The organism is Bradyrhizobium canariense, assembly GCF_019402665.1.
Classification (GTDB): domain Bacteria; phylum Pseudomonadota; class Alphaproteobacteria; order Rhizobiales; family Xanthobacteraceae; genus Bradyrhizobium; species Bradyrhizobium canariense.
Genome location: NZ_VSST01000039.1, coordinates 17,760 through 42,770, shown reverse-complemented (window position 1 = coordinate 42,770; position 25,011 = coordinate 17,760). Strand labels below are relative to the sequence as shown.

21 protein-coding genes are annotated in these 25,011 nt (G+C 66.2%); 8 read left to right on the top strand and 13 right to left on the bottom strand.

Annotated features, from left to right (window positions below):
• Positions 1-80: 80 nt before the first annotated feature.
• A complete protein-coding gene (locus FXB41_RS20785) occupies positions 81-956 on the bottom strand; it encodes a dihydrodipicolinate synthase family protein (protein ID WP_219683027.1) in 876 nt (291 codons plus the stop codon).
• A 64-nt stretch (positions 957-1,020) separates the two neighbouring features.
• Positions 1,021-1,986, bottom strand: a complete 966-nt coding sequence (locus FXB41_RS20780) for a VOC family protein (RefSeq protein WP_219683026.1) — start codon at positions 1,984-1,986, stop codon at positions 1,021-1,023.
• A gap of 193 nt (positions 1,987-2,179) precedes the next feature.
• Between FXB41_RS20780 and FXB41_RS20775 the strand changes: the two genes are divergently transcribed.
• Positions 2,180-3,046, top strand: coding sequence for a S1C family serine protease (locus FXB41_RS20775; protein ID WP_219683025.1), 867 nt, complete (start codon positions 2,180-2,182; stop codon positions 3,044-3,046).
• The gene (locus FXB41_RS20770; RefSeq protein WP_007596549.1) at positions 3,043-3,414 is read left to right on the top strand and encodes a response regulator transcription factor; all 372 of its coding nucleotides are present in this window, start codon (positions 3,043-3,045) and stop codon (positions 3,412-3,414) included. The genes FXB41_RS20775 and FXB41_RS20770 overlap by 4 nt, the downstream gene beginning before the upstream one ends.
• Here the strand turns inward: FXB41_RS20770 and FXB41_RS20765 are convergent.
• From FXB41_RS20765 to FXB41_RS20750, 4 genes are all read right to left on the bottom strand, one after another.
• The gene (locus FXB41_RS20765; RefSeq protein WP_219683024.1) at positions 3,411-4,484 is read right to left on the bottom strand and encodes a sensor histidine kinase; all 1,074 of its coding nucleotides are present in this window, start codon (positions 4,482-4,484) and stop codon (positions 3,411-3,413) included. The two genes, FXB41_RS20770 and FXB41_RS20765, sit on opposite strands and share 4 nt — an antisense overlap.
• Entirely contained in the window at positions 4,471-5,163 is a 693-nt protein-coding gene (locus FXB41_RS20760; RefSeq protein ID WP_219683023.1) for a response regulator transcription factor, read from the bottom strand. The genes FXB41_RS20765 and FXB41_RS20760 overlap by 14 nt, the downstream gene beginning before the upstream one ends.
• Positions 5,164-5,260: 97 nt before the next feature.
• Positions 5,261-5,764 carry a hypothetical protein gene (locus FXB41_RS20755; RefSeq protein ID WP_007596555.1) on the bottom strand — a complete coding sequence of 168 codons (504 nt, stop codon included), beginning with the start codon at positions 5,762-5,764 and terminating at the stop codon, positions 5,261-5,263.
• A gap of 300 nt (positions 5,765-6,064) precedes the next feature.
• Positions 6,065-8,401, bottom strand: a complete 2,337-nt coding sequence (locus tag FXB41_RS20750; protein WP_007596557.1) for a Tex family protein — start codon at positions 8,399-8,401, stop codon at positions 6,065-6,067.
• A 399-nt stretch (positions 8,402-8,800) separates the two neighbouring features.
• Between FXB41_RS20750 and atzD the strand changes: the two genes are divergently transcribed.
• Positions 8,801-9,913 carry a cyanuric acid amidohydrolase gene (gene atzD, locus FXB41_RS20745; RefSeq protein ID WP_219683022.1) on the top strand — a complete coding sequence of 371 codons (1,113 nt, stop codon included), beginning with the start codon at positions 8,801-8,803 and terminating at the stop codon, positions 9,911-9,913.
• Positions 9,914-10,038: 125 nt separating this feature from the next.
• Complete coding sequence (locus FXB41_RS20740; protein WP_219683021.1) at positions 10,039-11,508, top strand: amidase; 1,470 nt, start codon at positions 10,039-10,041, stop codon at positions 11,506-11,508.
• 38 nt (positions 11,509-11,546) lie between these two features.
• Here FXB41_RS20740 and FXB41_RS20735 read toward each other — a convergent pair whose 3' ends face one another.
• Positions 11,547-11,867 (bottom strand): hypothetical protein, encoded by a 321-nt coding sequence (locus tag FXB41_RS20735; protein WP_007596563.1) that lies wholly within the window; start codon positions 11,865-11,867, stop codon positions 11,547-11,549.
• A 150-nt stretch (positions 11,868-12,017) separates the two neighbouring features.
• On the opposite strand from FXB41_RS20735, the gene FXB41_RS20730 reads away from it, so the two are divergent.
• Positions 12,018-12,926 carry a PaaI family thioesterase gene (locus FXB41_RS20730; RefSeq protein WP_219683020.1) on the top strand — a complete coding sequence of 303 codons (909 nt, stop codon included), beginning with the start codon at positions 12,018-12,020 and terminating at the stop codon, positions 12,924-12,926.
• A 68-nt stretch (positions 12,927-12,994) separates the two neighbouring features.
• Positions 12,995-13,360, top strand: coding sequence for a hypothetical protein (locus tag FXB41_RS20725; protein ID WP_219683019.1), 366 nt, complete (start codon positions 12,995-12,997; stop codon positions 13,358-13,360).
• On the opposite strand, the gene poxB is transcribed toward FXB41_RS20725, so the two are convergent.
• The 3 genes from poxB to FXB41_RS20710 form a co-directional block, all read right to left on the bottom strand.
• Complete coding sequence (gene poxB / locus FXB41_RS20720; protein WP_219683018.1) at positions 13,357-15,093, bottom strand: ubiquinone-dependent pyruvate dehydrogenase; 1,737 nt, start codon at positions 15,091-15,093, stop codon at positions 13,357-13,359. The two genes, FXB41_RS20725 and poxB, sit on opposite strands and share 4 nt — an antisense overlap.
• 80 nt (positions 15,094-15,173) lie before the next feature.
• Positions 15,174-15,806 carry a 2-dehydro-3-deoxy-6-phosphogalactonate aldolase gene (locus FXB41_RS20715; protein ID WP_219683017.1) on the bottom strand — a complete coding sequence of 211 codons (633 nt, stop codon included), beginning with the start codon at positions 15,804-15,806 and terminating at the stop codon, positions 15,174-15,176.
• 13 nt (positions 15,807-15,819) lie between these two features.
• A complete protein-coding gene (locus tag FXB41_RS20710) occupies positions 15,820-16,734 on the bottom strand; it encodes a 2-dehydro-3-deoxygalactonokinase (RefSeq protein ID WP_219683016.1) in 915 nt (304 codons plus the stop codon).
• 239 nt (positions 16,735-16,973) lie between these two features.
• On the opposite strand from FXB41_RS20710, the gene FXB41_RS20705 reads away from it, so the two are divergent.
• Together FXB41_RS20705 and FXB41_RS20700 are read left to right on the top strand one after the other, a co-directional pair.
• Positions 16,974-18,071, top strand: coding sequence for an LLM class flavin-dependent oxidoreductase (locus FXB41_RS20705; RefSeq protein WP_007596571.1), 1,098 nt, complete (start codon positions 16,974-16,976; stop codon positions 18,069-18,071).
• A 57-nt stretch (positions 18,072-18,128) separates the two neighbouring features.
• Positions 18,129-18,698, top strand: coding sequence for a flavin reductase family protein (locus tag FXB41_RS20700; RefSeq protein ID WP_219683015.1), 570 nt, complete (start codon positions 18,129-18,131; stop codon positions 18,696-18,698).
• Positions 18,699-18,909: 211 nt separating this feature from the next.
• Here FXB41_RS20700 and FXB41_RS20695 read toward each other — a convergent pair whose 3' ends face one another.
• The 3 genes from FXB41_RS20695 to FXB41_RS20685 all read right to left on the bottom strand — a co-directional run bounded on the left by FXB41_RS20695 (position 18,910) and on the right by FXB41_RS20685 (position 25,001).
• On the bottom strand, positions 18,910-20,775 hold the full coding sequence (locus tag FXB41_RS20695; RefSeq protein WP_007596575.1) for a sigma-54-dependent Fis family transcriptional regulator: 1,866 nt from the start codon (positions 20,773-20,775) through the stop codon (positions 18,910-18,912).
• A gap of 109 nt (positions 20,776-20,884) precedes the next feature.
• A complete protein-coding gene (locus tag FXB41_RS20690; RefSeq protein ID WP_219683014.1) occupies positions 20,885-24,190 on the bottom strand; it encodes a carboxyl transferase domain-containing protein in 3,306 nt (1,101 codons plus the stop codon).
• Positions 24,191-24,317: 127 nt separating this feature from the next.
• Positions 24,318-25,001, bottom strand: a complete 684-nt coding sequence (locus FXB41_RS20685) for an aspartate/glutamate racemase family protein (RefSeq protein ID WP_007596583.1) — start codon at positions 24,999-25,001, stop codon at positions 24,318-24,320.
• Between the last annotated feature and the right edge of the window lie 10 nt (positions 25,002-25,011).

Below are 25,011 nucleotides of genomic sequence, written 5' to 3'. Positions count from 1 at the left end.
TGGATAGCCGGGACATAGGCGAGCGAAAGCGACGCCGTCCTTCGGACGGCTATGCCCGGCCATGACGACGAGGGGATCGGCTACGCCAGCTCCCGCAAGGCCGCTTCCACGACCTTGCGCGCATCGGCGGTGAGTGCGGCCTGCGGCGGGACGGGATCGCCGACGTCATAGCCCTGGATGGCCAGACCGGCCTTGATGCAGGCCGCCAGATTGAAGCGGGCAAAAGCCTCGTTGATGCGCCACAGCCTGCGCTGGAGCGCCATCGCCTCGTCCCAGCGGCCGGCCTTGCAGAGGTCGTAGAGCGCGACGCTCTGGCGCGGGATGATGCAGGCAGGGCCCGCCATCCAGCCGAGCCCGCCGATCAGCATCACCGCGGCCGGGATGTGGGCGGAGGCCGAGAACACCCGCAAGGCATCGCCGCAGCGGTTCATGATCGAGAGCAGCCGGCCGGTGTTGGTCGAGGCGTCCTTGATGTAGCCGATGCGCGGATGCTCGGCGAGGCGCGCGATGGTGTCGAGGGTGAGATCGGAGCGCTGGAATTGCGGATTGGTGTAGATCACGACGGGGATGTCCACGGCATCCGCGATGGCGCGAAAATAGGATTCGATTTGGGCATCGGCGAGCGGGAAATACGCTTCCAGGATCGCCAGAATGCCGTCGGCACCGAGCTTCTGATACGCCTTCGCCTGCGCCACCGCGTCAGCCGTCGAGGTGGAGGCCACGCCCGCGACTACAGGCACGCGTCCCCTTGCCGCCTCGATCGTGGTCTGCACGACCGCGGTGCGTTGGGCGGCATTGAGATAGGCGAACTCGCCGGTCGAGCCGAGCGGGGTCAGACCGTGGACGCCGGCGCTTATCAGATCGTCGCAGAGCCTTGCGAGCACGTTCGTCCGCACTGCGCCGTCGGCAGCGACGGGCGAGACGAGATAGGGGAAGACGCCGCGAAAATCGGACATGTCAGCTGTAAATCCCGGAAACTGGCTTGCGCCTGACCGGTCTTACCAACGCTCGCGCCCGCGATCAAACCCTGATCAGCCGGACCCGTGTGCCCCAGGGATCAACCGCCTCCACGCCATTCGCCAGCGCCGTAACTTTCGCGCCGCCCTTGCGCAGGCGCTCGTCTTGGGCGGCAAGCAGGTCCGGCTTCTCCGTCACCAGCGAAAACCAGGCGAGCCCTGTTGCCTGATCGTCGCGTTGGCCGGCGCCCTGGCTCTGCCAGACGTTCATGCCGAGGTGATGGTGGTAGCGGCCCGACGACAGGAACGCGGCACCGTTGCGGCTGCGGGTCGGGTCCAGGCCGATGGCACCGTGATAGAAGCGCTCAGCCTGCGTGAGGTCGCCGACGCGCAGGTGCATGTGGCCGATGCGCAGACCGTCGGGCGCCTTGGCATAATCAGGCACGCGCGTATTGGTCAGCGACAGCAGGTCGGGAATGTTGAGCTCGTCCGCCGCCATCTTCACGCTGCCCTCGCTCCACTGCCATTGCGAGGGATCGCGGTCGGCATAGACCTCGATGCCGTTGCCTTCGGGATCGTCGAGATAGACGGACTCGCTGACGAGATGATCGGCAAAGCCCGACAGCGGCACACGATGCGAGGCCGCTGCGACCAACCAGCGTGCCAAGTCCTTGCGGGTCGGCATCAGGAACGCAGTGTGGTAAAGGCCGGCGGCGCTGCGTGGCTCGATCTCGGCATCAGGACGGGCCTCCAGCACCAGCAGGGTGATACCGGCCGTGCCGAGCCTTGCAGCAGTTGCCGAGCGTTCCATCACGGTGAGCCCGATGACGTCGCGGTAGTAGTCCGCAACCTTGTCGAGATTCTTCACCCGGAGCGTCACCATGCCGACCCGCATCGGGGTACGGCTGGCGTAGGTCGGCCCACCGCCCTGTGGTGCGCCCTCAGCGCGCGCCGCGCCCGCTGCCGCCATTGCAAGCGAGGTGGCGCCGGCGAGTTGAAGCAGGGTGCGGCGGGTGAGGTCGATGGTCATCGTTCAGGCTCGCTAAAATCCTGGAGGCGGCGCAATTTCTCGATTGCTACACGTTGCCGTGAGCGGCTCCCAATCACATGTTCGTCGGCCGTGGTCTTACGGACCAGCTTTCCCTGCTCATTTCCTGGCCATCCGGCCAGTTTCACAATCGGCCGCGACATCCCAGATTGGGGGCAGCTTACAGGAGCCCCCCATGACCGACTCAACTCCCCTGACCTCCCTATCGTCGGCGCTCGCTGACGTCGTGGCGCGCACCGCGCCCTCCGTCGTCGCCGTGCATTCGCATCGCTCCCGCGCCACCGGCTTCGTCTGGAAACCCGGCCTGATCGTCACCGCCGACGAGGCGCTGGCCGACGAGGGCGACGTCGAGATCGGCCTCCCCGACGGCAGCACCGCGGCCGCCACGATCGCAGGCCGCGACCATACGACGGATATCGCACTGCTGCGCGTCGATAGCGCGATTGCCCCGGTCAAGCTGGCCACAATTGTGCCGCCCCTCGGCGCGTTGTCGGTTGTTGTCGCCACCAACCGCGATGCGCCGAGCGCCGCGCTCGGCATGGTGTCGCTGTCCGGCAAGAGCTGGCGCTCCTTGCGCGGCGGCGACATCGACGCGCGGATCGAGCTCGACGTCCGCTTGCGCTCTAGCCAGCAGGGCGGCCTCGCGCTCGATGCATCGGGGGAAGCCTTCGGCATGGCCGTGCTCGGCCCGAGGCGTGTGCTGGTGATCCCGACAGCGACGATCGAGCGGGTCGCGGCCCAGTTAGAGGCGCGCGGCCGCATCGCACGCGGATATCTCGGCCTCGGGCTGCAGCCGGTCCGGCTCGACGACGGCGTCGGCGCGATGGTGATGAATGTCGACAAGGCCGGCCCTTCGGCGGCGGCCGGCATCCGCCAGGGCGACGTCATCGTCGCCGTCAACGACCAGAAACTGTCCGGCGTGCGTGCACTGTCGCGGACGCTGGGTCCGGCGAGCGTGGGCGCGGTGGTCGATATCGCGGCGCGCCGCGGCGGCGAGCCGGTCAGCTTCAAGGTCACGATCGGCGAGAGGCCGGCGGCGTGAGCGAGGATATCGCCCCCGAGATCGTTCTGGCCTTGGAGATCGACGATCCCGCCCTTGCCGATCGCCTGGCGGCTCTGCTCGGCCATATCGCCGGGCTTCGCCTCGCCGAACCCGGCGAGAAGGCGGCCGCGACGATTGTCACCCGCGATCCGCGCATCATGCCTGAGGACATCGCGCTGACACAGCGCGAGCTCGATGTGCTGGCGTTGATGGCGGAAGGTGGCTCCAACAAGATGATCGCGCGTCAGCTCGGCATTTCCGTCCACACGGTCAAATTCCATGTCGGCTCGCTGCTCGACAAGCTCGACGCCACCGGCCGAACCGATGCGGTGGCACATGCGGCCCGCCGCGGCGTGATCGAACTCTAGGGCAGGTGCGGCGGGAAGCTGAGCTGAACCGTCAGCCCCGGCGCGTTGTCGTGCAGGGCAATCTCGGCGCCATGGAGGCGGGCGACCGCGGCGACCAAGCTTAAGCCGAGGCCGTTACCGGGGGTGTAGCGACTCTGTTCGAGCCGGTAGAAGCGCTTGAACACATGATCGCGCTCATCAGTGGGAATGCCGGGACCATCGTCGGCGATCGCGATCGTCGCACCGCCGTCGGTGCGGCGGCAGGTGACGATCACCTGCCCGCCTTCGCAGCCGTGCTTGATCGCGTTGTCGACGAGATTGGCGATGGCGTCGAACAGGAGGTCGCGATCGCCTGTGATCGCCACCTCGCGATCGCCGCCGAGGCTGAGCCGCGTCGCAACCTGTTCGGCGGCGGCATCGTAGAGCTCGACGACCTCGCCGGCGATTTCGGTGAGATCAAGCGTGCGAAACGCGCTGCGGCGGGCGCGGGTCTCGATCTCCGAAATGCGGGTGATCGAGGCAAACATGCCGAGCACCGCGTCGAGATCGGCGATGGTGTCACCAATCAGAGCCGCGTCGGCCTCGCCGTTGCGAGGGGCGTGATAGGCCTTCTCCAGCCGGCCCCGCATGCGCGTCAGCGGCGTACGCAAATCATGGGCGACGTTGTCGCTGACCTGCTTGACCTCGCCCATCAGTGTCTCGATGCGGTCGAGCATCTGGTTGAGGTTTTCGGCGACGCGGTCCCACTCGTCGTGACTGCCGCGCAAGGGAATGCGCTGGTCGAGGCCCGACATCATGATGGCGCGGCTGGTGGCGTTGATCTCCTCGATTCGCCCGACCGTGCGGCGCGTCACCAGCACCGCGGCGAGCCCGGCGAGCACCAGCATCAGCACCGCGACAGCGGCCATTGCGAGTTCGATCATCGCGGTGAAGCCGCTGTGATCGCCGGCATCGCCGACACGGTTCTGCACATAGGTGATCGTGCCGAAATAGACATAGGCCATGATCGCCGCGACGATCAGCCCAAATGCTGCGATCGCGATCAGCGCAAGGCGGAAGGTCGAGGAGCGGAGCGTTTTAGCCAGGAGCACGGAGACAATATCCGATGCCGCGGATGGTGTGGATCAGCGGATAGGCCTGGGCATCATCGACCTTGCGACGGACGCGCCCGACATAGACGTCGATGATGTTGGTGGAGGGATCGAAATGCAGATCCCAGACATGCTGGAGCAGCATCGCACGCGAGACGACGCGGCCCTCGTTGCGGACGAGATATTCGAGCAGTTGGAATTCCCGCGGCAACAGCGGAATCTTCCGGCCGCGGCGGCTCGCGCTACGTGCGATCAGGTCGACGGCGAGATCGCCAACCCGCAGGATCGTCTCCTTGGCAACGGTGTCGCTGCGCCGGCCGAGTGCCTCCAGCCGCGCCAGCAATTCGGTGAAGGAGAACGGCTTGACCAGATAATCGTCGCCGCCGGCGCGCAAGCCGCGCACGCGGTCGTCGACCTCGCCAAGTGCGGAGATGATCAGGAACGGCGCGGCGATGCCGTCGTCGCGCAACTGGCGCATCACACTGATGCCGTCGATGTCGGGCAGCATGCGGTCGATGGTGATCACGGCATAGTCGCGCGCGGCGCCGTGGCTGAGGGCTTCGCGCCCGGTGGCGGCGAGATCGACGTCGTAGCCGGAAATCGTCAGCTCCTCGACGAGCTGGCCTGCGGTTTCCGCGTCGTCCTCGACGACCAGAATGCGGCGGTGACCTCCGGACATGACAAACTCCGCGCGACGATCGCCACCAGACTATCCCGTTCCGGGGCTGAGCGGAACCGTCCGATGACGATCGCGACAATGGTGCGGTACGGCGATGCTAGTACCAAGAGTCTCCGCACACATTGACCCATTGCCACCCATAGGGCGTCCAGCTCCTGCGCCAGCAGCCGTCATTGTAGCCGGCATAGATGAAAGGTGCTCCGAAGAAGAAGCGATGGTGGTGCCGGAAGAAGGCGTGGCGGCCGATGAAGGGCCTGCCGTGCCAGCCGGAACCAGCGAAGCGCGGCCCGATCGCCGCGTGCGCGAAGCGGGCGCCGCCGAAGCCCGGTCCGCCGACATGGGCGAAACGGGCGCCACCCATGCCGCCAACGTGCATGCCGCCGAAGCCACCGGCGTGCATGCCGCCGCCAAAGCCTCCCGCGTGCATGCCGCCGCCACCGAAATGCCCGCCACCGCCAAAGCCGCCATGACCTCCGCCGCCAAAACCACCACCGCCGTGGCCGCCGCCTCCACCGCCGCCACGGGCGAGCACCGGTGAAGCGAGCGCCATCACCGCTGCGATCGTCACCGCGGTGAGGCCTTTGAAAAGCCTGTTGTCCATCGAAGCATCCTCCGTACTGCGCGGCGATATTTCTGCCGCGCGAGAAGGATCAGATGAGAGGAAGGGACCGGCACCTTCAACTTACAAACGCGCCAGATTCTGACGCGGAAGTTAGGGAGACGGACCCGCGCTCTCTCCTCGTCATTGCGAGGAGCCCTTGCGACGAAGCAATCCAGAGTCCCGCCGCGGAAAGATTCTGGATTGCTTCGCTGCGCTCGCAATGACGACGCGGATAGAACTCTCGATATATCGAGCAGCGATCCGACACCTCCCAGCAGAAGAGCGGGGAGAGGTTAGAAGCTACGCCCTCTTGCCGCCGTTTTTCTCGGCCGCGCGGCGCAGCGCTTCCGCGAGGGCGCCGCCGCCGGAAGATTCCTGCTGGCGCGGGGCCGACGAGGTCATACGGGACGGATTGCGCGAGCTGTTGTCCCGCTGCATGCCGGGCGCGTCCTTCTTGGCGCCGACCTCGTCGTCGAGCCGCAGCGTCAGCGAGATGCGCTTGCGCGCGACCTCGAAGTCCAGCACCTTCACCTTGACGATGTCGCCGGGCTTCACCACCTCGCGTGGATCCTTGATGTAGGTCCTGGACATCGCCGAGATGTGCACGAGGCCGTCCTGGTGCACGCCGATGTCGACGAAGGCGCCGAACGCGGCGACGTTGGTCACGGTACCCTCGAGGATCATGCCCTTCTTGAGGTGCTTGATCTCCTCGACGCCGTCCATGAACACCGCGGCCTTGAACGCCGGACGCGGGTCGCGGCCGGGCTTCTCGAGCTCGCGCAGGATGTCGGTGACGGTCGGCAGACCAAACGTCTCGTCCACAAAGTCTTTCGGCTTCAGCGTGCGAACGATGTCGCTGCTGCCGATCAGCGCCTTGATGTCGCTTTTGGTGGCGCTGAGAATCCGGCGCACCACCGGATACGCTTCCGGATGCACGCCGGAGGCGTCGAGCGGGTCCTCGCCGCCGAGGATGCGCAGGAAGCCCGCGCACTGCTCGAACGCCTTGGGGCCGAGCCGCGGCACGTCCTTCAGCGCCTTGCGCGACTTGAACGGACCGTTGGCGTCGCGGTGTGCCACGATGCTCGAGGCAAGGCCGGAACCGACGCCCGACACGCGCGCGAGCAGTGGTGCCGAGGCGGTGTTGACGTCGACGCCGACCGCGTTCACGCAGTCTTCGACCACGGCGTCGAGTGATTTGGCGAGCTTGGCCTGACCGAGGTCGTGCTGGTACTGGCCGACGCCGATCGCCTTAGGTTCGATCTTGACGAGCTCGGCGAGCGGATCCTGGAGCCGCCGCGCGATCGACACCGCACCGCGCAGGGTGACATCGAGGCCCGGCAACTCCTCCGAGGCGAAAGCCGAGGCCGAATAGACCGACGCGCCAGCTTCCGACACCACGATCTTGGTCATCTTCAAGTCGGGCAGGCCCTTGACGAGGTCGGCCGCGAGCTTGTCGGTCTCGCGCGAGGCGGTGCCGTTGCCGATCGCGATCAGCTCGACGCGATGCTTCAATGCGAGCTTGCCGAGGATCGCAAGCGCCTCGTTCCACTGTCGCTGCGGCTCGTGCGGATAGATCACGGCAGTATCCACCACCTTGCCGGTCGCATCGGTGACGGCAACCTTGACGCCGGTGCGGAAGCCGGGATCGAGTCCCATGGTGACGCGGGTGCCGGCCGGCGCGGCCAGCAGGAGGTCGCGCAGGTTCGAGGCGAACACGCGCACGGCTTCGGTCTCGGCCGCATTCCACAGCCGCATGCGCAGGTCGATGTTGAGATGCACCTGGATCTTGGTGCGCCAGGCCCAGCGCACGGTGTCGATCATCCAGCGGTCGCCGGCGCGCTTGAGGTCGGCGATGCCGAACCGCTTCATGATCTTCAGCTCATAGACGCTCGGCACGCCCGGCGGCGATGCTTCGGCCTCGGCCTGGATCTGGAGATCGAGGATCTCTTCCTTCTCGCCGCGGAACATCGCGAGGATGCGGTGCGAGGGCAGCTTCGTCAGCGGCTCGGAGAACTCGAAATAATCGGCAAACTTTTCGCCCTCGGTCTTCTTGCCGTCGCGCACCTTGGAGGCCATGCGCGCATTGGTCCACACCTCTTCGCGAAGCGCGCCGATCAGGTCGGCGTCTTCGTCGAAACGCTCGACGAGGATGGCGCGGGCGCCGTCGAGCGCCGCAGCGGCATCAGCAACACCCTTCTCGGCATTGACGAAGGCCTCAGCGACGACCTTCGGATCGTTGGTGGGGTCGGCCATGAGCTGATTGGCGAGCGGCTCGAGGCCGGCTTCCTTGGCGATCTCCGCCTTGGTGCGGCGCTTCGGCTTGAACGGCAGATAGATGTCTTCGAGGCGTGCCTTGCTGTCGGCGGCGAGAATGGAGGCTTCCAGCGCGGCATCGAGCTTGCCCTGCTCGCGGACCGATTCGAGGATGGCCTTGCGGCGGTCCTCGAGCTCGCGCAGGTAACCCAGGCGCTCCTCCAGCGTGCGCAATTGCGCGTCGTCGAGTGCACCGGTCGCTTCCTTGCGGTAGCGGGCGATGAAGGGAACCGTGGCGCCGCCGTCGAGCAGCGCCACTGTCGCCTCGACCTGCTCCGCCCGAACCCCAAGCTCCTGCGCAATTTTCTGGTTGATATTTGCCACGCGAGAACCCCTCTATCCAAGCACGCATCGCGGAGGCGAACCACCGGCTGCGGGACGCCGCTTATGGACCAATCGGGGTTGATTCATCAAGGTGCGGCGGACGATCGTCGACAAGGGATTTTTTGTCGAACCGATGCGATCTCGCCACAATCGTGAGGGGCGGCGAGGACGACGCACATACTCCATCGTCGTCCTGGCGAAGGCCAGGACCCATAGCGCGTGATTCATCGATTGTAGGCGGTAGGCGTACCGAACGACGAGACTTCGCCAAATGCCCCCTGGGTCATGCGTCCTGGCGCTCGCCAGGACGACGATGGGATTGCCTCGACACCTTGACAGGCGCCCCGGTTCAGCGGCTGTTTTGTCGGCCGGGCTCCTGAACCCCATGTGAGGACTATCATGCGGACGACATCGGTCGGCGTCTTCAAGGTCGCCACCAAAGGCCCCGGCGACGTCTCCGGATTGATGAGCATGATCGGCTCCGGCGCGATCGATCCGGCATCCATCCTGGCCATCCTCGGCAAGACCGAAGGCAATGGCGGCGTCAACGACTTTACCCGGGAATATGCCGTTGCCGCGCTGTGCACGGCGCTGGCGCCGCAGCTCGGCCTGTCGCCGCAGGAGGTCGAGCAGCGCATCGCTTTCGTGATGTCCGGCGGCACCGAGGGCGTGCTTAGCCCGCACATCACGGTGTTCACGCGCCAGGACGTCCAGCAGCGCCCGCCGGGCATCTCGGGCAAGCGCCTGAGCATCGGCATGGCGCACACGCGGGATTTTCTCCCTGAAGAGCTCGGCCGCTCCGCTCAGATCACGGAGACAGCCAAGGCCGTGAAGGCCGCGATGGCGGATGCCGGGATCGCCGATCCCGCCGACGTCCATTTCGTGCAGATCAAATGCCCGCTGCTCACCAGCGAGCGCGTCGAAGCGGCGAATGCGCGCGGCCACAAGACGGCGACGACCAGCGCCTACAGTTCGATGGCCTATTCGCGCGGCGCCTCCGCGCTCGGGGTTGCAGTCGCGCTCGGCGAGATCGCAACCGACCTACGAGACGACGACGTGCTGCGGCGCTACGATCTGTTTTCGAACGTCGCCTCGACCTCGTCCGGAATCGAGCTGATGCACAACGTCGTCATCGTGCTCGGCAATTCGATCTCCTCGACGAGCGAATTCGAGATCGGGCATGCCGTGATGAGCGATGCGATCGACGCTGCCGCCGTGCTCGCGGCGCTGGAGAGCGTTGGGCTCTGTGCCGCGCCGCAGACGACGACCGGCCGCGAGCTCGTCAACATCTTCGCCAAGGCCGAGGCCTCGCCTGATGGCAGCGTGCGCGGCCTCCGCCACACCATGCTGGAAGATACCGATATCAGCTCGACGCGCCACGCCCGGGCTGCCGTCGGCGGCCTGATTGCCGGCCTCGCCGGCACCGGGGCGGTCTACGTCTCCGGCGGCGCCGAGCACCAGGGCCCCGCTGGCGGCGGGCCGGTCGCGGTGATCGCAAAGCTCTCGGATTGATGCGTGCGCATGCAATGGAGGATTACCTCTCCATCCCGCGCAACCCTGCCCTTCGCGCCGCCTCAGTTGATTAAAATGTTCCCGTGCGAAACTAAGGTGGCGCCGCACGAAGAGGTTTGGATCGCATGACTTTCCCGATGAGCTGGAACGAATGGGCGCAGCACGATGGCGTGGGACTGGCCGCGCGCGTCCGCAAGGGCGAGCTCACGGCAAAGGAGTTGGCGCGTCAGGCCGCTGCGGGCGTTGCCAAGGTCAATCCGGCACTGTCGGGCGTGGTCGAGCTGTTCGATGACGTGATCGCCGATCCGGCCAAGGACGGCGCCAATCTCGCCGGCCCGTTCGCCGGTCTGCCGTTCCTGATGAAGGATCTGGGGCCGACCATGAAGGGCCGGCTCCAGGAAATGGGCTCGCTGCTGATGCGCGGCAATCGCGCCAGCGCCGACACGTTCCTGACCGGCAAATTCCGCCAGGCCGGACTGAACCTGATCGGACGCACCACGACTCCGGAATTCGGCGTCTGCAGTTCGGCCGACAATCCGGCCGTCTATGTCACGCGCAATCCCTGGGACACCGACTACACCACCTGCGGCTCGTCGGCGGGAAGCGCCGCGATGGTGGCCGCGGGCGTGGTGCCAATCGCGCATGCGACTGACGGCGGCGGCTCTATCCGCATTCCCGCCGGCGTCAACGGCAATATCGGCCTGAAAGTCTCGCGCGGCGTGTTCTCGCTGGCACCGCACATGTCGGATCTCACCGGCCTCGTCTCGATCCAGGGTTGCCAGTCGCGCTCGGTGCGCGACACCGCCGCCTTCGTCGACCATGCCAGGGGAGCGGCGCCGGGCGAGTTCATGCCGTTCTGGACCACGGCGCAACCATACTCCGAGATGATCAAACGCGATCCGTCAAAACTTCGCATCGCGCTGTCGCACAGCTGGGGCGACTACACCGCGACGCCAGAGATCGCGGCCGAGCTGGCAAAGGCCGGCCGCTTCCTCGAAGGCCTCGGCCATCACGTCGACTACGGCCTGCCCGAGCTCGACTTCCGCGCCGCGTTCGAGGCGCAGACCACCTGCTATATCTCGAATTTTGCCGTGGTAATCTCCAACATGCTCGCCGCGCGCGGGCTGGAGCGGCCCCCGGAAGACCTCATCGAGCCCATGAACATCCGGATCTGGGAAGCCGGCCGGCATACGAGCTTCGCCGAGCGGGCGAAGATGCAAGGCGTGTTCAACACGACCTCACGCGCCTTCGGCGCCTTCTTCGAGCAGTGGGACGTGATCCTGACGCCGATCACCGCGCTGCCGACGCCGAAGGTCGGCACCCGGGAATATCTCACCATCTCCGACAATCCTGACGTGCTCGACTGGTTCGGCAATCTCTGGCGCTTCTTCGCCTTCACGCCGCTCGCCAATCTCTGCGGCATGCCGGCGATCTCGATGCCGATGGCCACGCAGGACCACGGCCTGCCGCTCGGCATCCAGGCGATTGCGAAACAGGCCAATGACGGCCTGCTGCTGCAACTCGCCGCCCAGATCGAGCGCGCGCTCGACGGCAAGTGGAACGATGGCAGGAAGCCGAAGGTGCATGTGAGCTGAGCGAGTTGATCGCATTAACTTGCGATCCGCCGCTTGCCTCAGTTCTTCACCGTCGGAATTTCCTCCGGCCGGGGCTCCTGCTGACCCTGCTGGTACATCGCCAATGCCTTGTCGAGCGCTTCGCGCAGGGCCAGCGCGGCGGCCACGCTGCAGCGCAGATGCGCGGTCTGGACCACGTCGACCCTGACGGCGGCGCCGACCGGCATCAGAAGGTTCGCAGCAAGCTCGATCTGGATAGCGCCGTTGTGGTGGCCGAAGCAGGACGCACCGTCGAAATAGATGATCGGCGCCCGCTCCGAGCTCGAGGTCGAAATGATGACGGGCCCCTGGCTGGTGGCGGGCATTTCGGGATCGGCCATGGGCACTCCTTGCGGCTGGTCGAACGAACGAGGCGCCCACCATCGTTGCTTCGGCCGGCCCTGTCGAGGCCAAACCGGCCTCGGAACTCCTGCCGCGGGACGCCCATCCGGGGTTTTGCACCGCGCCCGCCGCTGGTTTAGATCGTCCTCATGTCCAGCTCACCGACCACACTTTCGTTCGAGGACCTCGCCGAGGCGATCAAGGGCCGCCGCTCCGATTACGGCCAGATCAGCGGACTCCAGCTCGACCGCTTCGCACCTCGCGAGGCCTGGTCCAGCCTGCCCTACCGGCCCGTCTTCGTCGGCGACACGGAGACCGGCGTCCTGCATGGCGGCGTCGTCACCGCGATGCTGGACGAGAGCTGCGGCATGGCGGTGCAACTCGCGCTCGACGGCACAAGCGCGATCGCGACGCTTGATTTGCGCATCGACTATCAGAAGCCGGCAACGCCCGGGCTCGACATCAAGGCGCATTCGGTCTGCTACCGCACCACGCGGTCGATAGCCTTCGTGCGATCGACCGCCTATCAGGAGTCCGAGGACGATCCGGTCGCGACCGCGACCGCCTGTTTCATGATCGGCGCCAACCGCACCAACATGCTCGTGGACCGCAGGATGGATTTGCCCAGCATCCCGTCGCTGGAGGCGCCGGACAATCCGGACGGTCCGTTCGCCAACAGCCCGTTCGCGCGCTGCCTCGGCATTCGCGTCAACGGCGACGACACCCTGACGATGCCGTTCTCGCCAAAGATCATCGGCAACCCGATCCTGCCCGCGATCCATGGCGGCATGACCGGCGCCTTCCTCGAGACCACCGCGATCTTCGGAGTGGCGCGCGAGCTCGGCGCCGCCGCACTGCCCAAGCCGATCGGACTGACCGTCAACTATCTGCGCTCCGGCCGCGCGCTCGACACCTTCGCCAACGTCTCGATCGTGAAGCAGGGCCGGCGCATCGTCGCCTTCGAGGCGCGAGCCTGGCAGGACGATGCGAACAAGCCGATCGCCACCGCCTTCGGCCATTTCATGCTGCGGCCGACGCCCGGAAACGACGAGGAATAGGCGCATTTTCCCTTGACGGCCAAGGTCCGGGCCACAACGATAGTGCGTTTTCTGCGAGAGGTATTGGGTTGCGGCATCCGCTCGACATCGTCGCCATGTTCGCCGCGCTCTGGCTGCTGGCAGCGATGGTGCTCGACGCGCTGACGCCGAAGGAGCTGACGACGGTGATGATCGGCATCGCCATCGGACCCGCCGTCGTCATCACTGCCGTGTTCTACTATCTGCGCTGCCCGCGCACCGATTTCGCGGTGATGTTCGCCGCGCTCTGGCTGATCTCCGACATCGCCATCGCGTTCATCTCACCGGCGCAGCTGCCGCACTTCCTGATCGCGCTCGGCTTCGTGCCGGCGCTGCTGATCGGCATCGTGCTGCACTGGCAACGCTTCCAGCGCCGCCATGAGCGGCTGCCCGTACCGTCGGTCAAGCGCGGTTAGCGCGGCAGCAGATTGGTCTTGGCGAGATCGACGACCTCGTCGCCGCGGCCGTTCATCACGGCGCGCAAGACCCAGAGGCTGAAGCCCTTGATCTGTTCGGGCGTGATGGTCGGCGGCATCGACAGCTCTTGCTTGGCGGTGACGACATCGAGCAGCGCCGGCCCGTCGTGGGCCAGCATCTCTTTCATGGCGCCCGGGAGCTCGCCGGGATCCTCGACGCGCCTTGCAAGGATGCCCATCGCGCGCGCCATCGCCGCGAAGTCCGGGTTTTCCAGATCGACATTGGTGTCGACGAAGCCGGCCGCCTTCATCTCCAGTGCGACGAAGCCGAGCACGCCGTTGTTGAAGATGACCACCTTCACCGGCAGCTTCATCTGGGTCAGCGTGATCAGATCGCCCATCAGCATGGTGAAGCCGCCGTCGCCTGAGAGCGAGATCACCTGGCGGCCGGGCTGCGCGGCCTGCGCGCCGATCGCCTGCGGCATTGCGTTGGCCATCGAGCCGTGCACGAACGAGCCGATCAGCCGGCGGCGGCCGTTCATGTCGAGATAGCGCGCGGCCCACACCGTCGGCGTGCCGACATCGGCGGTGAACACCGCATCATCGCTGGCATGGTCGCTGATGACCTTTGCGAGATATTGCGGATGGATCGGCTTGGCTCCGGGCGTGCCCTTCGCGAGCGAGTCCAGGCCCTCGCGTGCCTTCTTGTAATGCGCGATCGCATCGTCGAGATGCTTGCGCCGCGTCTTGGCCTCGAGCAGCGGCAGCAGCGCCTCGATGGTGAGCTTGACGTCGCCGACAAGACCGAGATCGATCTTGCAGCGCCGCCCGAGATTTTCCGGACGGATGTCGATCTGCGCGATCTTCGCATCGGTCGGGAAGAACTGCTTGTAGGGAAAATCAGTGCCGAGCATCACGAGCGCGTCGCAGGCGTGCATGGCGGCATAGCCGGAGGAGAAGCCGATGAAGCCGGTCATGCCGACGTCGTAGGGATTGTCGTATTCGACATGTTCTTTGCCGCCCAGCGCATGCACGATCGGGCTCTTCAAGGCTTCCGCAAGCTGCATCAGCGGCGCATGCGCGCCAGCGCAGCCGCGGCCGCAGAACAGGGTGATGCGTTCGGCGCCGTTCAAGAGGTCCGCGAGCGCCTTCAGCTCATCGGCCTGCGGCACGACCTTCGGCGCCGACAGCGCAAGGCCACGCGCCGTCGACAGCGCGCGCTTCGGTGGGCTGCGGAAGGCGACGTCGCCCGGCATGGCGACGACGGCAACGCCGCGCATGCCGACAGCCGCACGGATGGCGTTTTCCAGCACGTAGGGCAGCTGACTCGGATCGGAGACCAGCTCGCAATAATGGCTGCACTCGCGGAACAGGTTTTGCGGATGGGTCTCCTGGAAATAGCCGCTGCCGATCTCGGCGGTCGGGATCTGTGCGGCGATCGCCAGCACGGGAACCCGACTGCGATGGGCATCGAACAGGCCGTTGATCAGATGCAGATTGCCGGGACCGCACGAGCCCGCGCACACCGCAAGACTGCCCGTCATCTCCGCTTCGCCGGCCGCGGCAAAGGCCGCAACCTCTTCATGCCGGACATGGATCCACTCGATCGTTCCGCGCCGCCGCAGCGCTTCGGTCAGCGCATTCAGGCTGTCGCCGACGATGCCGTAGATGCGCTTGACGCCGGCCTGTTCGAGCGTTGCCACGAACAGATCGGCCACGTTGTTGATCGCCATGTCGGTCTCCTGATCCCGCTGGTCCAGCAAGATAGGATAACGCGCGACCGTGACGGGATCACGGCTTGTTTATTGCGATCTCACTCTTTCGCAATCGCCCGATCGTAGGCCGCAATCGTCTCCTTTGCGCGAGCGGCAACGTCCGTTGCCGTCATGCCGGACTTGTAGAGGCTGGAGCCGAGCCCGAACGCAGTGACGCCGCCCTTGATGTACTCCGCGAAATTCTGCTCGGAGACGCCGCCGACGGCGGCGATCATCACGCCGGCAGGCAGCACGGCGCGGATCGCGGCAATACCGGACGCGCCGAGCACGCTGGCGGGAAAGAATTTCAGGCCCGACGCGCCGGAGCGCGCGGCAAGCAGTGCCTCGGTCGGCGAAAACACGCCCGGCAATGTCACCATGGCGTACTGATGCGCACGCGTGAGCACCTGCGTATCGACATTCGGCGAGACCATCAGCTTGCCGCCGACATCGTTGAGACGGTCGACATCCGAAGTGGTCAGCACCGTGCCGGCGCCGATCAGCACGCCGGCCGGCGCCTGTTTCACGGCCGTTGCGATGGAGCGGAACGGGTCGGGCGAGTTCAGCGGAATCTCGATTGCGGTCATGCCGGCTTCGATCAGCACGCCGACGATAGCCTGCGTTTCCTCGGGCTTCACGCCGCGCAGGATCGCGACCAGTGGCCGCTTCATCGCCGGAAAGGGAACGCTCATCTCGACAGTCCTCTCATTGCGTCCAGATCGCGGCAGCCGCCATCGACAGACCGCGGCGGACCGCTTCATCGGCATCGACCTGGTTCACGGCGACCGACAGCGCGTCGAAAGCCAGCCTATACAGCATCGCGAGCCGCCCCGAGGCAATCAGCGTGATGCCAGCTTTCGACATCGCGCCGGAAAGCCCCGCCGCCAGCTCGACGCCGATCAACGTGCCCGACAGCGTTTCGCGCGCCGCGGCCGGTGTGCCCCCGAACAGGAGCTGACGCGAGCGCGCGCCGAACAGAAAATTAGCCGCGAAGGCCGGTGCTTCGTACGCGGCCTTCACCGCCGCCTTGAAGCTCGCGACATCCTCGGCGTCTTCGGCGCCGGCGACCGCAAGCGACAAAATCGTCTCGCGCGACACGACGCTGAAGAGCTCGCCGGTCATGAAGGTGGAGAAATGCGCGACCGTGCCGTCCTTCACGCGCACCCATTTCGAATGCGTGCCGGGCATGCAGACTAGCGCTTCGCCGGCGGCATCGAGCCCGAGCGCGCCGAGCAGCTGCGTTTCCTCGCCGCGCATCACGTCCGGCGCTTTTGCATCGCGCTGCGCGATACCCGGCAAGATGCGAATGTCGCGCGCTTCGCCGGGCACGCGCGCGGCCTGCTTCAGAACAGCGGAGAGTGGTGCCGGCGTGTCGACATAACCGGCCTCGACCCAGCCGGTACGCGCGCCGGCCATGCCGCAGACGAGGACGGGCAGATGATCGGGAGCCTCGACTGCCGCGAGATGCGATTGCAGCACGGCGGGAAAGCCGGCCTTCGCGGCGGCCAGCATGCCCTCATCGCTGCGGCGCTCGGCCAGCACCTCGCCGGCGCGGTCGATCAGCCAGAGTCGGAAGCTGCTGGTGCCCCAGTCTACCGCGACATAGGCAGGTTCAGTCATCTCGATTCGTATCCTCGTCTCACCGCCGAGACGCCGTCTCGCGACAGTGAGACGAGGCCCCGTAAATCTGTCCCGGGATATCGGCTATTGCCGCCGCAAACCAGCCTTTTCTCGCAGGTCTGAGGCGCCGTTCGCGCTGGCCCACCACTCGCGAAGAGCTGGCACACCGCTTGCTAAAGCGTTTCTGCTCACATCCGTGAACCGCGCAACAAGACGCGTCAATTGTGGAGAGGAAACCCATGGAGATCGGTTATTTCACGATGCCTTCGCACCCGCCGGAGTGCGGCCTGAAGGAAGGGAACGACTGGGACCTGCAGGTCATGCGCTGGCTCGACGAGCTCGGCTATCAGGAGGCCTGGGTCGGCGAGCACCACACCGCGCCCTGGGAACCCAATCCCACGCCAGACCTTCTGATCGCACAGGCGCTGATGCAGACCAAGAATATTCGCATCGGACCAGGCGGCTTCCTGCTGCCCTATCACCACCCCGCCGAGCTCGCCAACCGCGTCGCCATGCTCGATCATCTCTCCGGGGGGCGGCTCAATTTCGGCGTCGCGGCTAGCGGCCTGCCGAGCGACTGGGCCATGTTCAACGTCGACGGCATGAGCGGACAGAACCGCGACATGACGCGCGAGGCGCTGGAGATCATTCTGAAGATGTGGAGCGATCCCGCGCCCTGGACCTACAAGGGCAAATTCTGGACGGTGACCAAGCCGGACACGATGTTCGACTTCCTGAAACCCCACATCAAGCCGTTGCAGACGCCGCATCCGCCGATCGGTGTCGCCGGTCTTTCGAAGAACTCGGACACGTTGAAGCTCGCCGGCGAGCGCGGCTTCATCCCGATGAGCCTCAACCTCAACCCGGCCTATGTCGGCAGTCATTGGGATTCGGTCGTAGCCGGTGCCGCCAAGACCGGACGCAAGCCGGACCGCGCGGATTGGCGGCTGGTGCGCGAGGTGTTCGTCGCTGATACCGACGAGGAAGCGTGGAGGCTCTCGACCGGCGACATGATGGGCCGGATGATGGGCGAGTACTTCCTGCCGCTGCTCGGGCATTTCGGCTTCAAGGACTATTTGAAGCACGCGCCCGACGTGCCCGATAGCGACGTCACCGTCGAATATTGCGCCAAGCGGAACTGGATCGTCGGCTCGCCCGCGACCGTCGCCGAGAAAATCGAGAAGATCTACGAGGAAGTCGGCGGCTTCGGCGTGCTGCTGGTGTTCGGCTTCGACTACAAGCACAAGGCTGAAGCCTGGCATCACTCGCTGTCGCTGCTGAGGAACGAGGTGATGCCGCGCCTGAAGCATCTCGGCTCCGCGCAGAAGGCGGCTTGACCCGACGCGGGTGCGGCGCGATCGTGCCGCATCCGCATCCATTTCGGAGATTTCCGCGTGAGCGTGGACGCCAGTGCTTTCGACGCCAAGGATTTCAAGCAGGCGATGCGCCAGTGCGCCGGCGCCGTCGCGCTGGTGACGGCCGGCGCCGAGCACGGCAAGCGCACGGGGTTGACTGTGACCTCGGCCTGCTCACTGTCGGACTCGCCGCCATCCCTGATCGTGTGTGTCAACCGCAACGCCAGTGCGCACGCGCGTATCCGCGAGGAAGGCGCGTTCGCGATCAACTTCCTGCACGAGGACCACGCGGCACTGGCGCTGACCTTCAGCGGCCAGAAGGGCGTCAATGGCGACGACCGCTTTGCGTTCGGGGAATGGACGCGCGGGGTGACCGGCGCGCCGGTGCTGACGGATGCGGTCGCCGCGTTCGACTGCGTGCTGGCGCAGGAATTCGAGACCAAGACGCATTCGATCTTCGTCGGCGAGGTGCGCGGCGCATCGCATTCCGACGGCGCGGCGCCGCTCGTGTATCTGCGCAGCAGCTTCCACGCCCCGCGCGAAATCCGCGGCACCGTAACCGTCGGCGACCTCGACTCGCGACATCTGAGCTGGAGCGATTTTTCGTAAGGCAGCGGCGGCGTTGATGGTGCGCTCTTCCCTTCTCCCCTTGCGGGAGAAGGTGGCGCGAAACGCCGGATGAGGGGTATCTCTCCGCGAATCCAGAAGCCAGAGAATCAGGTGCGGAGAGAGACCCGTCACCCGGCTCGCCGCTGTCGCGGCGAGCCACCCTCTCCCGCAGGGGGAGAGGGGAAGAAAGCTCGCCGCATGCAGCTGAGTGCTACTGCGCTGTCTCTATCTTCAACTGCTTGATCTTGCGATAGAGCGTCGCGCGGCTGAGCTTCAGCGCGCGCGCCGCTTCGATCACACGACCACCATGCTCGCGCAACGCCTCCACGATCGTGGCGCGCTCCGCCGCCGCGAGATCCGGCTCCGCCCTTCCACCAAACGGCGGCAAATCGAGGTCGGCATCGGTGATGACACCGTCTTCCGCCGTGCAGCCGGCGAGCCGCAGCACGTGCCGGAGCTGGCGCATGTTGCCGGGATAGGGATAGGCCGAGAGCTGCGCCCAGGCCTCGTCCGAGAGGGAACAGTTCGGCGCTTCCTCGCGCGCGATCTGGCGGATGACGTCGTCGCGGTCGGCGCGCTCGCGCAAGGCCGGCAGCCGCACCTCCATGCCGCGGAGACGAAAATAGAGGTCGGTGCGGAAGGCGCCCTCCTCGGCCATGCGGCCGAGATCGCGATGCGTGGCGCTGATCAGGCGAATGTCGACCGGCACGGGCTTCAGCGCGCCGAGCGGCCAGACTTCGCGGTTCTCCAGCACCCGTAGCAGCCGCGTCTGCAGCGCAATCGGCATGTCGCCGATCTCGTCGAGGAACAGCGTGCCGCCGTCGGCCTGCACGATCAGGCCTTTCGAGCCGTCGCGGCGCGCGCCGGTGAAGGCGCCGGCCTCGTAACCGAACAGCTCGGCATCGATCAGGCTGTCCGGCATCGCAGCGCAGTTCAGCGCGACATAGTTGTGGCGCGCGCGATTGCCGGCCGCGTGGATGGCACGGGCGAACACATCCTTGCCGACGCCGGTCTCGCCATGCAGCAGCACCGGCAGATTGTGATCGCCGATGCGTCTGAGCCGCTTTACACTCTTGATCAGTCCTGGATCGCGGCCAGCGAGGCGCTGCAGCGCATCGAAGGGGTCCACAGGAACGTCACGACGCTGCGTGGACGCCCGTGGCCGCAGCGGCGGCGCGACATGGCCATGCCCCAACGGACTGCCATCGCCCCGGCGCAGCTCGACGAGATCGTCCGCGTCGCGCGCGGCGGGATGGTCGAATTTGACATAGCGCGACAGATCGATGCCGGAGGCGATCAAGCCGTCGGTGAGACCCAGCAGTGCGCGCGCCGAACGGCAGGCGCCGACGATGCGGCGATCGTCGTCATAGGCGAGCAGGCCGCTGCCGCCATCGCCCGGCACGGTCGCGATCCAGGCGTTGCGGAAATGACCGCGGAAGATCGCGCCCTCCATGCGCCGCGTTGCCTCCATCGTCACCGCCAGCGCGAGCTGATGCGCGGTGCGTTCGAGGTCCTCGCGGCAGGAGGTGATGTTCACGGCGCCTGCGAGCCGTCCGGCCTGGTCGAACAGCGGCGTCACGGCGCAGGAAAACATGTGCCACTGCGCGCGAAAGTGCTCGTCGCGATGCACCAGGATCGGCTTTTGCTCGGCAAGCGCGGTGCCGAGCCCATTGGTGCCTTCAAAGGCCTCGGAAAAATTCGAGCCGGTGTAGATCTTCCAGTCCATGAACAGTCTTGCGTCGGCCTCGCCGGGCAGGCGGCTGAACAGCATGGTTGCGTTCACGTCCGCCAGGTTGACGCAATAACCGGCATCGCGGAGTACCCGGGCGAGATCGTCGAGCTCCGGTGTTGCAAGCCGGATCGTCTCTTCCATCGGCTCGGCGACATGCCGGATCTCGGCTTCGGTCAGCGTCTGCGGCGGGCCTTGGCGGGCGGGATCGAGCTTGTGGCTGACCAGGCAGCGCCGCCAGGAATTGGCAATGCGCGAAGAGGCATCGACGTCGGCCAAGCGGTCTGCAACCTGATTGGCGACGGACAAGACACGGGCGACATGGTTCGAGGCCGAAAGGCTGGCCATCGCGGACGTCTCCACCCTGTATTATTGTGCAAAGTCTGGCAGCGCAGGCGGGGATGTCAATCGGGAACCGGGAACGCGGCGAAGCGCAATCATAATTGCTGCACCGCCCTCACCACGTATCGATGCAGGGTCGCTTCTTCGCCGTCCGCGTCGGCGGCTTCGGCACCGACCGCAGGCCTGCCATGATCCACCGCCGCGTCTCGGCGGGATCGATGACGTTGTCGATCTCGAACACGGAGGCGATCGAGACCGCCTTGCCGTTGGCGTAGAGCTCGGCGACCTTGTTGCGATAATAGGTCTCACGCTCGACGGGGTCGGCGATCGCCTCCATTTCCTTGCGGAAGCCGAGGCGGACGTATCCCTCCAGGCCCATGCCACCGAACTCGCCGGTCGGCCAGGCCGCGGTGAAGAACGAGGCGTGGAAGCCGCCGCCGATCATCGACTGCGCCCCGAGCCCATAGCCCTTGCGCAGGACGATGCCGAACAGCGGCACTGTCAGGCTCGCGCCTGTCACGAACATGCGCGAGACGTGGCGCACGATCGCCGTCTTCTCGGCTTCCGGGCCGACCATGAAGCCGGGCGTGTCGCACAGCGAGACGATCGGCAGATCGAAGGCGTCGCAGAGCTGGAGGAAGCGCGCGGCCTTGTCGCCGGCATCGGCGTCGATCGCACCGCCGAGATGGCGCGGATTGTTGGCGATCAGGCCGAACGGCTTCCCCTCGATGCGGATCAACGCGGTGATCATGCCGACGCCGTAGTCGCGGCGCAGCTCCAGCACGCTGTGCTTGTCCGCGACGAGGTCGATCACGCTGCGGATGTCGTAGACGCGCAGGCGGTTCTCGGGGATCGCGCGGCGCAGCAGCCGCTGGTCGGCGGCCTGCCAGTCCGTCACCTCGCCCTGGAAATAGGACAGGTATTTTTGCGCAACGGATGTCGCCTCCTCTTCGTCCTCGACGAGGATGTCGATGACGCCGTTCGGCGACTGGAACGTAACAGGACCGACCTCGGCCGGGTGATAGACGCCGAGCCCGCCGCCCTCGATCATCGCGGGGCCACCCATGCCGATCGAGGCATTTTTGGCGGCGATGATGACATCGCAGCAGCCGAGCATCGCGGCATTGCCGGCGAAGCAATAGCCGGAGACCACGCCGATGACCGGCACAAGACCCGAGAGTCTGGCGAACTGCACGAAGGACGGACCATCGAGCCCGGTCATGCCGAGCCGGTCGGTATCGCCAGGCCGGCCGCCGCCGCCTTCGGCATAGAACACCAGGGGCACGCGCCAGTCTTCCGCGAGCGTCAGCATGCGGTCGATCTTCTTGTGGTTCATGTGGCCCTGCGTGCCCGCGAGCACGGTGTAGTCGTAGGCCACGACGATGCAGCGCCCGCCCTCGGGCCCGAACTTCTCGGCGTTGACGGTCGCGACGCCCATGACGAGGCCGTCGGCCGGCGTGTTCTTGACGAGATCGTCGAGCTTGCGCCGGCGCCGCTGCGCCGCGATCGCAAGGCTGCCATACTCCATGAACGAGCCGTCGTCGACGAGCTGCGCGACATTCTCGCGCGCGGTGCGCTGATTGGTGTTGCGGCGGCGCTCGACCGAAGCAGGGCGATTTTCGTCGAGCGTGTTGGCCTGGCGCGCGATCAGTTCGGCGAGATCGGGACGGATGTGGTCGAGATCGATATCGGTTTCCGTTGCAGACGCATCAGCCGCAACCTCGAGCGGCTGCAGATACATGATCGGCTCGCCATGCATCAACGTGACACCGTCGCCGGCGAGTAGCTTCATGACACGGCCGCCCTGCTCGGCCATGACCAGATGTTCCATTTTCATGGATTCAATCACGGCGAGCTGCTGGCCCGGACGCACGATCTCGCCTTCCTTCACCTGGATGGTGACGATGGTTCCCTGCAAGGGTGCTGCGACCATCACCGTGCCTTCGGGCACGATCTGTGCGGTATGCGCCTCGATGCCGGGACCGCCGCTTCGCTCCGTCGCCGCAAAATAGAGTGGTTTGGCCGCGCCATCGGCGGCTTCGACGAGCTTGCCGATGTTGCGATCGATGAAGTCTGTCGCGATGCGGTTAGCCCTGAAATCGGGATGCGCCAGCACGGCCTGGAGGAAAGCGATGTTGGTGACGACGCCGTCAATACGAAACTCGCGCAAGGCGCGCGCGGCTTTGGAGACAACGTCGTGCCAGGCTTCACCCGGCGTATGCACGATGACCTTTGCCAGCAGCGAGTCGAAGGCGGCACTGGTCTTGTAGCCGGCATAACCGAAACTATCGACGCGGACGCCGGGGCCCGACGGCGGCTCGAACACGGCAAGCACGCCGCCGGTCGGGTGCGTCGCCCCCAGCTCGTCCAGCGTCTCCATGTTGACACGCAACTGCATGGCATAGCCGCGCGGTTTCGGGATCGAGCCTTGCGCCAGGCCGAGCGACGCAAGCGAGGCACCGGCGGCGACCGCGAGCTGGGCGCGGACCAGATCGAGGCCCAGCACCTCTTCGGTCACGGTGTGCTCGACCTGGAGCCGCGGGTTGGCCTCGATGAAGGCAAAACTGTCGTCGGCAGTGCCGTCGACCAAGAACTCGAACGTGCCGAGATTGTCGTAAGACGCGGCCACGGCGAGTTGCTTCGCCGCCTCGCTGATACGGCCACGCAAGCCGTCGCTGAGCGACGGGCTCGGCGCCACCTCGATCAGCTTCTGGTGCCGGCGCTGAATGGTGCATTCGCGTTCCCAGAGGTGGGAGATCGCGCCGTGGCGATCGCCGATGATCTGCACCTCGATATGGCGCGCCTGCCGGATCAACCGCTCGGCATAGACGCCGTCGAAGCCGAACGCGGCCTTGGCCTCGGACTGGCAACGCGCATAGGCCTCCGCGAGATCGGCAGCGCGCTCGACCACGCGCATGCCGCGCCCGCCGCCGCCGGCCATCGCCTTGATCACGATCGCCGGGTTGCTGCCGAGCGAGGTGAAGAACGCCGTGATGTCCTCCAGCGAGGAGGGCCCGCTGGTGCCGGCGATGATTGGCACGCCGCAGCGCTTTGCCAGTTGCCGTGCCGCAACCTTGTCGCCGAACAGTTCGAGCGCCGCCGGCTTCGGCCCGACGAAGGCGATGCCTGCATCGACGCAGGCCTTCGCGAACGCAGCGTTCTCGCTGAGGAAGCCGTAGCCGGGGTGCACGGCGTCGCAGCCTGCGCTCCTCGCCGCCTTCACCACGGCCTCGATGTCGAGATAGGCCCGCGCGCCGCGGCCGGGGATTTCGACCGCCTCATCGGCAAGGCGCACATGCAGCGACAGCGCATCGTCCGCGGGATGGATCGCGACCGTCGCGAGGCCGGAATCGGCTGCGGCGCGCGCGATGCGGATGGCGATCTCGCCGCGATTGGCGATCAGGAGCTTCTTGAACGACATGCAGCGTCTCCATGCCCGCGTGCCCAAGCGCGGGTCGGCCGGTCCGATTGTTCTGCTTCGTCACTTTAACCGAGGCCGTCAAGGGCAAGAACGCCGGTCCCGACGACCGTTCCCGCCGGCCGGAATTTCAGTCGGTCGCGCGTGCCGTGATGAGGCGAATAATCCGCGCCACGGCAGACGGGATCGGCGCGATGACCGGCACGGTGAAGATCGGCTGAAGCTCGCGCGCGACTTCGCCCAGCGGCCCGCCGCCGATGATGACCGCCTCCGCGCCATCCTGCGCGATGCAGGCCTCGACCGCGCCCGCGAGCGCTGTTCGCAGCCGCGCCGGATCGCGCATCAGCTCCTGCGGATCGCCCTCCGCGAAGCGGACGCCGGTGTAATACGATCGCAGACCCAGCGCTTCCGGCCGAGCGTCGATCTTCGCTTCCAACAGCGGCGTCGTGGTCGCCACGCCGAAGCGGCGGCCGTTCTCGGCGGCTGCCACCATCGAGGACTCACCGATGCCGACCGCGGGCAGTTTCATCGCGGCCTTGATGCCGGCCAATCCGGGATCGCCGAACGCCGCGACGATGATACCGTCGCATGCATGCCGGTTCGACTGCGATATCTCCAGAACTTCGGCGGAAGCTGCATCCAGCGCATCCGGCGTCACGATCATTTGCGGCGCGCGCGTTGCGGTCGCGCCGTCGATGTCGAAGCCGTCGACGACGGTCGACCTCGCGATGGCGACCATCATCTCAGTGGTCGCCACGGAACTGTTCGGATTGATCAGGAGAATGCGCGCGCGCCGATCAGAACTCTGATTCATCCCCTGCTAT

What these genes read in the sequence shown, in the direction of transcription:
- FXB41_RS20785 (WP_219683027.1), bottom strand. Translation starts at nt 956, where the DNA reads ATGTCCGATTTTCGCGGCGTCTTCCCCTATCTCGTCTCGCCCGTCGCT.
- FXB41_RS20780 (WP_219683026.1), bottom strand. Translation starts at nt 1,986, where the DNA reads ATGACCATCGACCTCACCCGCCGCACCCTGCTTCAACTCGCCGGCGCC.
- FXB41_RS20775 (WP_219683025.1), top strand. Translation starts at nt 2,180, where the DNA reads ATGACCGACTCAACTCCCCTGACCTCCCTATCGTCGGCGCTCGCTGAC.
- FXB41_RS20760 (WP_219683023.1), bottom strand. Translation starts at nt 5,163, where the DNA reads ATGTCCGGAGGTCACCGCCGCATTCTGGTCGTCGAGGACGACGCGGAA.
- FXB41_RS20755 (WP_007596555.1), bottom strand. Translation starts at nt 5,764, where the DNA reads ATGGACAACAGGCTTTTCAAAGGCCTCACCGCGGTGACGATCGCAGCG.
- atzD (WP_219683022.1), top strand. Translation starts at nt 8,801, where the DNA reads ATGCGGACGACATCGGTCGGCGTCTTCAAGGTCGCCACCAAAGGCCCC.
- FXB41_RS20740 (WP_219683021.1), top strand. Translation starts at nt 10,039, where the DNA reads ATGACTTTCCCGATGAGCTGGAACGAATGGGCGCAGCACGATGGCGTG.
- FXB41_RS20735 (WP_007596563.1), bottom strand. Translation starts at nt 11,867, where the DNA reads ATGGCCGATCCCGAAATGCCCGCCACCAGCCAGGGGCCCGTCATCATT.
- FXB41_RS20730 (WP_219683020.1), top strand. Translation starts at nt 12,018, where the DNA reads ATGTCCAGCTCACCGACCACACTTTCGTTCGAGGACCTCGCCGAGGCG.
- poxB (WP_219683018.1), bottom strand. Translation starts at nt 15,093, where the DNA reads ATGGCGATCAACAACGTGGCCGATCTGTTCGTGGCAACGCTCGAACAG.
- FXB41_RS20715 (WP_219683017.1), bottom strand. Translation starts at nt 15,806, where the DNA reads ATGAGCGTTCCCTTTCCGGCGATGAAGCGGCCACTGGTCGCGATCCTG.
- FXB41_RS20710 (WP_219683016.1), bottom strand. Translation starts at nt 16,734, where the DNA reads ATGACTGAACCTGCCTATGTCGCGGTAGACTGGGGCACCAGCAGCTTC.
- FXB41_RS20705 (WP_007596571.1), top strand. Translation starts at nt 16,974, where the DNA reads ATGGAGATCGGTTATTTCACGATGCCTTCGCACCCGCCGGAGTGCGGC.
- FXB41_RS20695 (WP_007596575.1), bottom strand. Translation starts at nt 20,775, where the DNA reads ATGGCCAGCCTTTCGGCCTCGAACCATGTCGCCCGTGTCTTGTCCGTC.
- FXB41_RS20690 (WP_219683014.1), bottom strand. Translation starts at nt 24,190, where the DNA reads ATGTCGTTCAAGAAGCTCCTGATCGCCAATCGCGGCGAGATCGCCATC.
- FXB41_RS20685 (WP_007596583.1), bottom strand. Translation starts at nt 25,001, where the DNA reads ATGAATCAGAGTTCTGATCGGCGCGCGCGCATTCTCCTGATCAATCCG.